This window comes from Paeniglutamicibacter sp., from assembly GCF_046714615.1.
Classification (GTDB): Bacteria; Actinomycetota; Actinomycetes; order Actinomycetales; family Micrococcaceae; genus Paeniglutamicibacter.
Window position 1 is genome coordinate 19,941 of sequence record NZ_JBKKAP010000045.1, and the last position, 9,419, is coordinate 29,359.

The 9,419-nt window shown below is 65.0% G+C and carries 8 protein-coding genes; 7 read left to right on the forward strand and 1 reads right to left on the reverse strand.

What is annotated here, in order from left to right; all coding sequences use genetic code 11:
* Positions 1 to 69: 69 nt before the first annotated feature.
* Both ACLQ7E_RS05420 and ACLQ7E_RS05425 read left to right on the forward strand, forming a co-directional pair.
* Positions 70 to 921 carry a fumarylacetoacetate hydrolase family protein gene (locus tag ACLQ7E_RS05420; protein ID WP_411731550.1) on the forward strand — a complete coding sequence of 284 codons (852 nt, stop codon included), beginning with the start codon at positions 70 to 72 and terminating at the stop codon, positions 919 to 921.
* Between the two features lie 32 nt (positions 922 to 953).
* Complete coding sequence (locus tag ACLQ7E_RS05425) at positions 954 to 2,567, forward strand: FAD-dependent monooxygenase (protein ID WP_411731551.1); 1,614 nt, start codon at positions 954 to 956, stop codon at positions 2,565 to 2,567.
* 326 nt (positions 2,568 to 2,893) lie between these two features.
* Here the strand turns inward: ACLQ7E_RS05425 and ACLQ7E_RS05430 are convergent, their stop codons facing one another.
* Entirely contained in the window at positions 2,894 to 4,402 is a 1,509-nt protein-coding gene (locus ACLQ7E_RS05430; RefSeq protein WP_411731552.1) for an aldehyde dehydrogenase family protein, read from the reverse strand.
* Between the two features lie 219 nt (positions 4,403 to 4,621).
* Between ACLQ7E_RS05430 and ACLQ7E_RS05435 the strand changes: the two genes are divergently transcribed.
* From ACLQ7E_RS05435 to ACLQ7E_RS05455, 5 genes are all read left to right on the forward strand, one after another.
* On the forward strand, positions 4,622 to 5,650 hold the full coding sequence (locus tag ACLQ7E_RS05435) for an ABC transporter substrate-binding protein (RefSeq protein WP_411731553.1): 1,029 nt from the start codon (positions 4,622 to 4,624) through the stop codon (positions 5,648 to 5,650).
* 79 nt (positions 5,651 to 5,729) lie between these two features.
* Positions 5,730 to 6,506 (forward strand): ABC transporter permease, encoded by a 777-nt coding sequence (locus ACLQ7E_RS05440; RefSeq protein ID WP_411731554.1) that lies wholly within the window; start codon positions 5,730 to 5,732, stop codon positions 6,504 to 6,506.
* Positions 6,499 to 7,320 (forward strand): ABC transporter permease, encoded by an 822-nt coding sequence (locus ACLQ7E_RS05445; protein ID WP_411731555.1) that lies wholly within the window; start codon positions 6,499 to 6,501, stop codon positions 7,318 to 7,320. The genes ACLQ7E_RS05440 and ACLQ7E_RS05445 overlap by 8 nt, the downstream gene beginning before the upstream one ends.
* 47 nt (positions 7,321 to 7,367) lie before the next feature.
* Positions 7,368 to 8,174, forward strand: a complete 807-nt coding sequence (locus ACLQ7E_RS05450; protein ID WP_411731556.1) for an ABC transporter ATP-binding protein — start codon at positions 7,368 to 7,370, stop codon at positions 8,172 to 8,174.
* Positions 8,175 to 8,177: 3 nt separating this feature from the next.
* On the forward strand, positions 8,178 to 9,290 hold the full coding sequence (locus ACLQ7E_RS05455) for a zinc-binding dehydrogenase (protein ID WP_411731557.1): 1,113 nt from the start codon (positions 8,178 to 8,180) through the stop codon (positions 9,288 to 9,290).
* The last annotated feature ends 129 nt before the right edge of the window (positions 9,291 to 9,419 follow it).

Genomic DNA, 9,419 nt, shown 5'->3' on the forward strand with positions numbered 1-9,419 from the left:
GTCCACGCAACTGGCACACGGCCTCCCCAAAAAACCTTGAAACAACACTGAGCTGAAAGGCCGAAATTCATGCAATATGCATCCTTCCTTGCCACCGACGGTTCCGAGACCTGGGGTCTGGTCATCGACGAGACCACTTACGATCTGGGCCCCACCGGCCTGAACCTTGCCGCAACGATTCGCGAGTCGATTGAAACGGGCATCTTCGGCACCGACCTTGACGTCTCCGGGGCACCCACACGTCCCGAATCCGAGGTCACCTTCCTGCCTTCGCTGACCAACCCCGGCAAGATCATCTGCATCGGCGTGAACTACCGCGCCCACCAGGAGGAATCGGGCAAGACCGGGCAGACCGCCCCGACAGTGTTCACGCGCTTCGCGGACACCCAGATGGGCCACCTCGTCGACGCGGTCAAGCCCACCAGCACCACCAAGTTCGACTATGAGGGCGAAATGGCCCTGGTCATTGGCAAGGAAGCCTGGCACGTCTCGGAGGAAGACTCCTGGGACCATATTGCGGGCTACGCCTGCTACAACGACTTCTCCGTGCGCGACTGGCAGAAGGCAGCCAGCCAGTGGATCCCGGGCAAGAACTTCCCGACCACCGGCGGCTTCGGCCCGTACCTGGTACCGGCGGCCGACCTGGGCGATGTCAACAACCTCACCCTGGAAACCCGCGTCAACGGCGAGACCCGCCAAAAGGCCTCGGTCGCGGACCTGTACTTCACCATCCCGCAGCTGATGGCGTATGTCACCGGCTTCACCAAGTTGAACCCGGGCGACGTCATCGTCACCGGCACCCCCGGTGGCGTGGGCCTCTTCTGGGGCGAGGGTGGCCTGCTCAACGCCGGTGACGTGGTCGAGGTCGAAATCACCGGTCTTGGCACCCTGCGCAACACGGTCGTCGACGAAGCCAACTAGGCACCGGGAAAACCCGGTCAAAGGAGCACAGCATGGCAGAGAGCATCGATGTCGACGCATTGGTCATCGGGGCAGGACCCACGGGTCTGACCGCGGCGAACCTCTTGGCCGACCAAGGGTTGCGCGTAGCGTTGATCGAGAAGCACTGGGGGTCCGGAGACGAGCCGCGGGCCATTAGTGCCACCGACGAGACCCTGCGAGTGATGCAGCAAATCGGCCTCATGCCTCGCCTTGCCCCGGAAATGCTTATGGACACCGGAGCCCGGTATTACGGGCGCGGCGGACGTGTCCTTGCCGAAGTGCGCCCCGGCAACCCGCGACTGGGTCAGCCCGGCAAATCCCAGTTTGATCAGCCCGTCATGGAAGGCCTCCTCTTCGAGGCAGCCTCCGAACGCGCCGGAATCGAGCTGCACTTCAACACCGAGGCCACCTCGATCGCCCAACACCCCGAAGGTGTCACGGTGACCGCGGTGCGTCGCGGCGAACGGAACCGCGGTGTCTCCGGCGTACTTGCCGGAGACACCGGAACCGACCATGCTCCGGCCGCCGACGCCCCGGAAACCGGGCTGGTCATCAACGCCTCATGGGTCATCGCCTGCGACGGGGGGCGAAGCTTCGCCCGACGCGAATTGGGCATCGGGCTCAGCGGGTCCACCCAGGTGGAAAAGTGGATCGTCGTCGACCTGCTCGATGTTCCCGGTGACCCCGAACCCTTCGCGTCCTTCCACTGCAACGGCACCCGACCCACCGTCGTCGTGCCCGGCGTGCATGGCCGGTGCCGCTACGAATTCATGCTCTTTGAGGGCGAGGATGAGCACGAGATGACTACGCCGGCCTCCATCGCGACGCTCGTTGCCCCTTACCAAGACGTCTCACGGGTCACGGTGCGCCGCGCCACCGTCTACACCGCCCACCAGCGCATCGCCGAAAAATATCGTGTCGGGCGGGTCTTGCTGGCCGGAGACGCCGCACATCTGATGCCGCCCTTCGCCGGCCAAGGGCTCAACGCCGGCATCCGCGATGCCGCATCCGCCGCCTGGCGCGTGGCTGCCCACATCGCGGGCGAGGGCACCGACGCGCTCATCGAGGACTACGCCGCCGAACGTCGACCCCACGCCGCCCAGATGGTCAAGCTCTCCAAACGCATCGGCTGGGTCGTGATGAACACCAACCCCGTCATCACCCGCATCCGCGACGCCGTTGTCCTGGGCACGCGCGCCATCCCCCCACTCAACGACTGGCTCACCCGGATGAAATTTCTCAAGCAACCCCACTACACCACAGGCACCGTGGCCGCTCCCGCACCCGATGTCCCTGCCAAGGCCGCCATGCTCATCGGACGTTCCCTGCCCCAACCCCTGGTGCTGGACGCCGACCACAACCACGTCCCGCTCGATGACATGCTTTCCAACGGGTGGAGCCTGATCGAAGTCGGCCCGGGCGCCCGGCTCACCATCGAAGACGGCAGGGGGTCCAGCCCCATCGCGACGGACGTCTCCGGCATCTTCAGCGAAGCCCAAGGCATGATCCTGCTCGTTCGGCCCGACCGCTACGTCGCCGGCATCGCACCCCTCGGCCAACGCGCGATACTGCTCGCCTCGCTCTCGGCCAAGGCCACGGGACTGCCGGCAATGGTCGGCGCCTAGCGCCCAGGCACTAATGCCCCGGCGTCCGTCCGAATCATCGGGTGGGTGCCGGGGCAAACTGCTGTGCTGTGGGCCTTTCGGGACGAAGCGAAGCATCCCGCCCGCCTCGAAATGCGGGAACCGATATGCACGAGCGGTGCCTGCGGGGACGTTTTGCCACCCATTCCGGCACTGGAACAACGCGTGGCAAGGCAGGGGAGGACATTGCCTGGTTCTGCCTCGCGGTGCAAGGATCGCAACCGACATGTCCTGCATTAAAATGAGGCTATCCGGGTTCGCCTCGAAGCGAGGCGAACCCGGATGGCCGTTGTGCGTGGGTGCGGGGGCTAGTCCAGCTTGACGGTGACCGACTTGATCGAGGTGTAGGCCTCGATGCCCTCGCGGCCGTTCTCGTGGCCCCAGCCCGATTGCTTGAAGCCCCCGAAAGGCATGTTGGCGTCCATTCCGGAACCGGTGTTGACCCGGACATTGCCGGCCTGAATGCGCTTGGCAAAGAGCAGCGCGCGGGAGATGTCCTGGGTGAAAATGATCGAGTTCAGGCCGTAGTCGCTATCGTTGGCGCGGCGTAGCACCTCGGCCAGCGAGTCTTCGTCGCCGAAGGTGCTCACCGAGAGCACCGGGCCGAAGATTTCCTCGCGCACGATCGACATGTCGGCATCCACATTGCGCAGCACTGTCGGTGCGACGAAGAAGCCGGCTCCCTCCGCCACGATGCCGCCGGTGACCAACTCGGCGCCGGCGGCGATGCCGGCGGCAATGTAGCCAATGACGCGCTCACGCTGCTGCTCGGAGATCAATGGACCAAGCTGGGTGGCCGGATCCAGACCGGAACCGACGGTCAGCGACTCGGCGAACCGTGCAATGCCGGCAATTACTTCTTCGGCAACGTCCTCGTGCACATACAGCCGGGAGCCGGCCGCACAGACCTGCCCCGAATTGGCGAAGATGCTCATGGCGGCGCCCGGGATTGCCTTGGACAGATCTGCGTCGGGGTAGATGACCACAGGGGACTTACCGCCTAGTTCCAGGCTTAGGCGTTTGAGGTTTCCCGCGGCGGAGGCGAGAAGTCGCTTCCCCACCGCGGTCGACCCGGTGAAGGACACCTTGTCCACATCCGGGTGGTCAGCCAAGGCCTGTCCCGCTACCGGACCCAGTCCCTGGACCACGTTGAGCACGCCCGCCGGGATGCCTGCCTCCAGGGCGATCTGCGCGACCCTTACCGCTGTGAGCGGGGTCAGTTCGGCGGGCTTGAGCACCACGGTGCAGCCGGCGGCCAGCGCCGGGGCGATCTTTGAAAGGGCGATGGTAAAAGGCACGTTCCACGGCACGATCAGGCCTGCAACGCCAAGCGGCTGGCGCAATGTATAGGCATGCCATTCGCCCGGCAATGAGACGTCTCGGGTCTCGCCGTTGAGCTTGGTTGCCCAGCCCGCGTGGTAGCGCAGGATGTCGATGCCCGTGGGCAGTTCAAAGTTGCGGGCCACCGCGTAGGGCTTGCCGCAGTTCAGCGACTCGAGGGTCGCTAGTTCGTCGAGGTTCTCTTCCAGCGCGTCCGCGAAGCGGTGTAGCAGGCGTTGGCGCCGGCTTGGCGACAGGTCGGCCCAGGGCCCCGACTCGAAGGCCGCGCGGGCGGCACCCACGGCCTCATCGACGTCCGCGGCGGAGGCCGAGGCGGTCATGGCCAGATGCCCTCCGGTGGAAGGGTCGGTCACTTCCAGGGGCTCTCCCCGCCCCTGGACGCATTCCCCGCCAATGATAAGCGGCAGGGTCTCGGCGAGAAGCCGGGCGCGCAACTCACTGGCCAGGTCGTGTGTGCTGGTGTCGGTGGTGGTCATCAGGGGTTCCTCGCGTCGTCGGGTCCGGGTGTTGGTGAGGTCGGGAAAATTGCCTCCCGTGTGAAGCTTGCCACATAATCATACTAAAGATATATTGTCTCTAACGGAATGCATTCTAAATTTCGTCGTCGTGGGACTCCTTCCCACTGCCCCACCGAACGACGGGGCACGTACAACTCGCTGGCCGCAGGGCCAAGAATCTCGCTGAGGAGACATACCGTGGGCAACACTCGACACACATTTCTGGCCAGGGCCGCATCCGGCCTTGCCGTGGCAACCCTTGCCCTGGCAGGGCTCACCGCCTGCGGCGGAAGCGACAGCGACACCGCGGCAGGCGCCACCGGTGCGGCCGGAGAGACGTCGCTTCGCGTAGCCGTGGCACCGATCCAGTTCGAAACCGCCTACCTCGCCGAGGAACAGGGCATGTTCAAGAAGCACGGACTCGACGTCGAGATCGTCAGCGGCGCGGACCCGGCCGCTTTGCTTGCCCAGGTCGTCTCCGGCGACGTGGACATCGCCATCGGTTCATGGATCAACGTGGCGACCTCGGCGGCCAAGGGAGTGCCGGTCAGTGTCATCGGCGGCAACGGCCTGGTCGATGACAAGGCCGAGAACTCCGGCGTGCTGGTTGACAAGGACTCTGGCATCACCGCCCTTGAGCAGCTTGAAGGCAAGACCATCGGTGTCGTCGGAGTGAAGTCCGGCGGCGACATTCCCGTGCTGCAGGCGCTGGAAGGTGCAGGCATCGACGTGAATTCCGTGAAGGAAGTCGCCATCCCGTACGCCGGCATGCAGGCAGCCCTCGAGCAGGGCACCGTGGACGCAGTGGTCCCGGCAGACTCCTTCTACCACCAGATGGTCGATGCAGGCTTCGTGTCGATCTCCAACCCGGTGCGCGAGTACCAGGGCAACATGCCGGTGACCGTCTGGACCGCCAAGAAGGATTGGCTGGCCGGCGAGGGATCGGAAGCCTCCAAGAAGTTCACCGCGGCGATGACCGAGGCCGTGGCCTTCTATTCCGACCCTGCCAATCTGCCAGCGGTGCAGAACGTCAACGCCACCGTCAACCAAATCGACGTCGCCAAGGCCCCGAAGGCCTTCGTCCCCGCCGACGTGACCTTCAACGTGGCCGAGGCCCAGGCCGGCATCGATGCGATGGTGCACTTCGGTCTGCTGGAAAAGTCCATTGCGGTTGACAGCGTGCTGTGGTCCGAGGCCCCGCGCCGCGCTTCGGCCGACGCCAAGTAGCCACCGAACCAGCAGCCGGCGTTCCGGGCACCCCGGAACGCCGGCGACCCGCCGTCCCACCACCAATCTGAGGTAGACCATGAAAGAGACCCTGACCATGCCGGGCAAGCTGCTGGTCCAGCGGCTTGCGGCGATCGCGATCCTGCTCGGCGTCTGGTGGCTTGTCATCGCCAGCGGAACCATGCCCTCGATGCTCCCCGGAGTCGGCCAGATCCTGGAGGCCATCGGGGAGGCCTTCATCAGCCCGGCCTTCTGGGCCTCGCTGGGCAGGACGTTGACCGCGGCATTGGCCGGCTGGGCGATAGCCTCCGTCATCGGCGTCCTATTCGGTCTGCTCATTGGATCCATTGGTTTCCTTGATCGGTCGACCAGCATCCTGATCGACTTCGGCCGCTCCTTCCCGGTGCTGGCCCTGATGCCGGTGGTCATCATGCTGCTGGGCTCCAACATCCGTATGGAAATCGTCATCGTGTCGCTGAGCTGCCTGTGGCCGGTCATGGTCCAGACCATCTACGGCGCCCGCCGCCAGGTGGCGGCGGTTGCCGATACCGTAGCCGTCTACCGCATCCCGCCGATGCTCCGCTTCCGCAGGGTGCTGCTGCCTTCGGCACTGCCGTTCATTGCAACGGGCGTGCGGATTTCCGCCTCGATTTCGCTGTTGGTTGCCGTCGGCGTCGAGGTCATCAGCCAGGCTCCCGGCGTTGGACGCCAGATCACGCTGATGCAGCAGGCCCAGCGCTGGGACCTGGCATTCGCCTATCTGTTCTTCACCGGACTTGTCGGCTGGGCACTGGCCGCGATCCTCCAGCGCTGCGAGAATCGCCTACTGATTTGGAAGAGGCAAGAAAATGACTAACGCGACCTTGAACGCCGTCGAACCGCGCGCCAAGCGAAAGGTGCGCACCGCCGGCGCACCGGGCAAGAAGATCCTGCAGGCCACCTGGTTGATCGTGGTCCTGATGGTTTTGTGGTGGGTGCTCTCGGCCGACAGTACCAACTTCTTCATCCCGTCCCTGGAACAAATCCTGACAGTGCTGGTCCGGGACCTGGGCAACGGGGTGATCCTCGCAGGGGCGATCTATTCGCTGACCAATCTTTTTGTCGGCCTGTTCATTGCGGCGGTGCTGGGCATTGGTATCGGCCTGTTGCTGGGTGAGGTCGGATGGCTGCGGCGGATCGTGGATCCGATCATCAACTTCTTCCGCTCGGTGCCGCAGGCAGCGCTGGTGCCGATGATCATCGGCGTGTTCGGCATGGGGCAGGGGCCCAAGATGGGAACCATCGCCTTCGCCTGCATGTGGCCGATCCTGCTGAACACCATCGACGGCGTGCTTGGCGTGGAGCCCACCATCCGCAAGTTCTCCAAGGTCTACCGCATCCCTCCGATGCTGCACTTCCGTCGGGTGGTCCTTCCCTCGGCGTTGCCGCAGATCGTGGCGGGCATCCGCGTGGCGATGCCCATCGGCATCACCGTGATGGTGGTTTCCGAAATGTTTGCCTCGATCGAGGGGTTGGGCTTCTACATCCTTAATTCCTCCGCAACCTTCCAGGTCCCCGAAACCTGGGCCGGAGCCCTGCTTGTCGGCGTAATCGGCTACATCATCTCGATGCTTTTCATCCTGGTTGAACGTCGCGTGCTGCGCTGGTACCACGCCTCCGGATCCCAGTGACCCGGTCAATGCCCACACTCGTATTACACACAGACCAAGGAGACGCCATGACAGCCCAGGTACAGGCCAACGTCCAACACGGCCAGGACACCAAGTTGATGAAGGTCCGCGGCATGTCCATGAGCTATGGCTCGGGAGCCGCGGAAAACAAGATCATCGAGGACCTCAACCTCGATGTGAACACCGGCGAGTTCATTTCCATCGTCGGCCCCTCCGGCGTCGGCAAGACCACGCTGCTGCGCTGCCTCTCGGGGCTGTTGCGTCCCAAGGCCGGCACCATTGAGGTCGGTGGCACCATGATCACCGGCCCGCACCCTGACCTTGCCGTGGTGTTCCAGGATTACAGCCGTTCGCTGATGCCCTGGATGACCACGCGCGACAACGTGGCTTTCCCGCTGCAGGGCAGGGGCGTGAACAAGGTCGACCGGATGCGCGTCGCCGACGAGAACCTTGCTGCCGTCGGCCTCGCGGGCCAGGGAGACAAGTACCCGTGGGAAATGTCCGGCGGCATGCAGCAACGCGTGGCGATTGCCCGCGCCCTGGCGTACAACGCCAAGGTGCTGCTGATGGACGAGCCCTTCGCCTCCGTCGATGCGCAGACCCGCTTTGATCTGGAGGACCTGGTCATCAAGCTCAAGCAGGACCTGGGCGTGACGATCCTGCTGGTGACCCACGATATCGACGAGGCGCTTTACCTTGCCGACAAGGTCGTTGTCATTGCCGAAAAACCGGCAACGGTTGTCGATGAGATCGTGACGGGCTTCGGGGACGTACGCGACCAGGTCGACACCAAGGCCGACCCGCGCTTCGCCGAGGCGCGCGCCCGGATCCTGCACCGCCTGCGCAAGGACTAGGCCGTGGCCGGATATTTCGCTCGCGCAGCCGTGGTCCGCGACTTCGACGGAACCTTCGCCATCGAGGACATCGAAGTCTCCGCCCCGCACGGGGCCGAGGTGCTCATCGAAGTCCGGGCCGCCGGGCTCTGCCACTCGGACCTGCACCTGGCCTCCACCGACATGGGTATTCCGGCCCCCGCAGTGCTGGGCCATGAGATTGCCGGGGTGGTGCGCGAGATCGGCGACAGGGTCTCCGGCATTGCAGTGGGCGACCACGTGGTGGCCACGCTGATCCAGTATTGCGGGCGCTGCGCCGACTGCCTCTCCGGGGCCGGGCATCGGTGCCCCAACAGGTCGCACACCCTGCGGCAGCCCACCGAGGCCCCGCGGCTGAAACAGGACGGGTCGCCGGTGACCCAGATTTTCGGGCTTGGCGGATTCGCCGAGCTGGCCCTGGTCCACGAAAACCAGGTGGTCCGGATCCCGGAATCAATCCCTTTTGCCCAGGCCGCGGTCATGGCCTGTTCCACGTTGACCGGCGCCGGCGCCGTCTTCAACTGCGCCAAGCTGGAACCGGGGCAGAGCGTCGTGGTGATCGGCGCCGGCGGTGTGGGGCTCAACGCCATCAACGCCGCGCGCATTGCCGGCGCGGGGCGGATCATTGCGGTGGATCTCGCCGAGGACAAGCTCGAGCTGGCCCGCTCCTTCGGGGCCACCGACATCATCAATGCCTCGGCCGGCGATCCCGTTGCGGCGGTCCTTGAACTGACCGGCGGGGGAGTGGACCACGCATTCGAGATGATCGGCCTGCCGGCAACCAGCCTCCAGGCGCTGCGGATGACGCGCACCGGCGGCGACGCCTACCTGATCGGACTGCACCGCCCGGGCAGCACGCTGCAGGTCGACGCGACGGCGGACATCATTGCCCCGCAGCGGTCGCTGCACGGTCTGTACATGGGATCCTCGGCCCCGCGCCGGGATGTGCCGCGCTACGTGGCCCAATACCTGGCGGGGCAGCTGGACCTCGACGCGCTGGTTGCCCGGGAATTCTCGCTCGACGAGATCAATGAGGGGTTCGACCTGTTGCGCACCGGCGGCGGGGTGGCCCGCGGCGTCATCACGTCGTTCGGCTGAGTCCCGGCGGCGAATCACGTGCTCGGCAACGTTGGCCGATGAGCAAGAAAGTGGTCCCCGGTGATTATTAAACCGGCCCCAGTTAGTGGTGGAGGGAAAAAGTGGTGTTAACATTTCGGGGCACCGCGC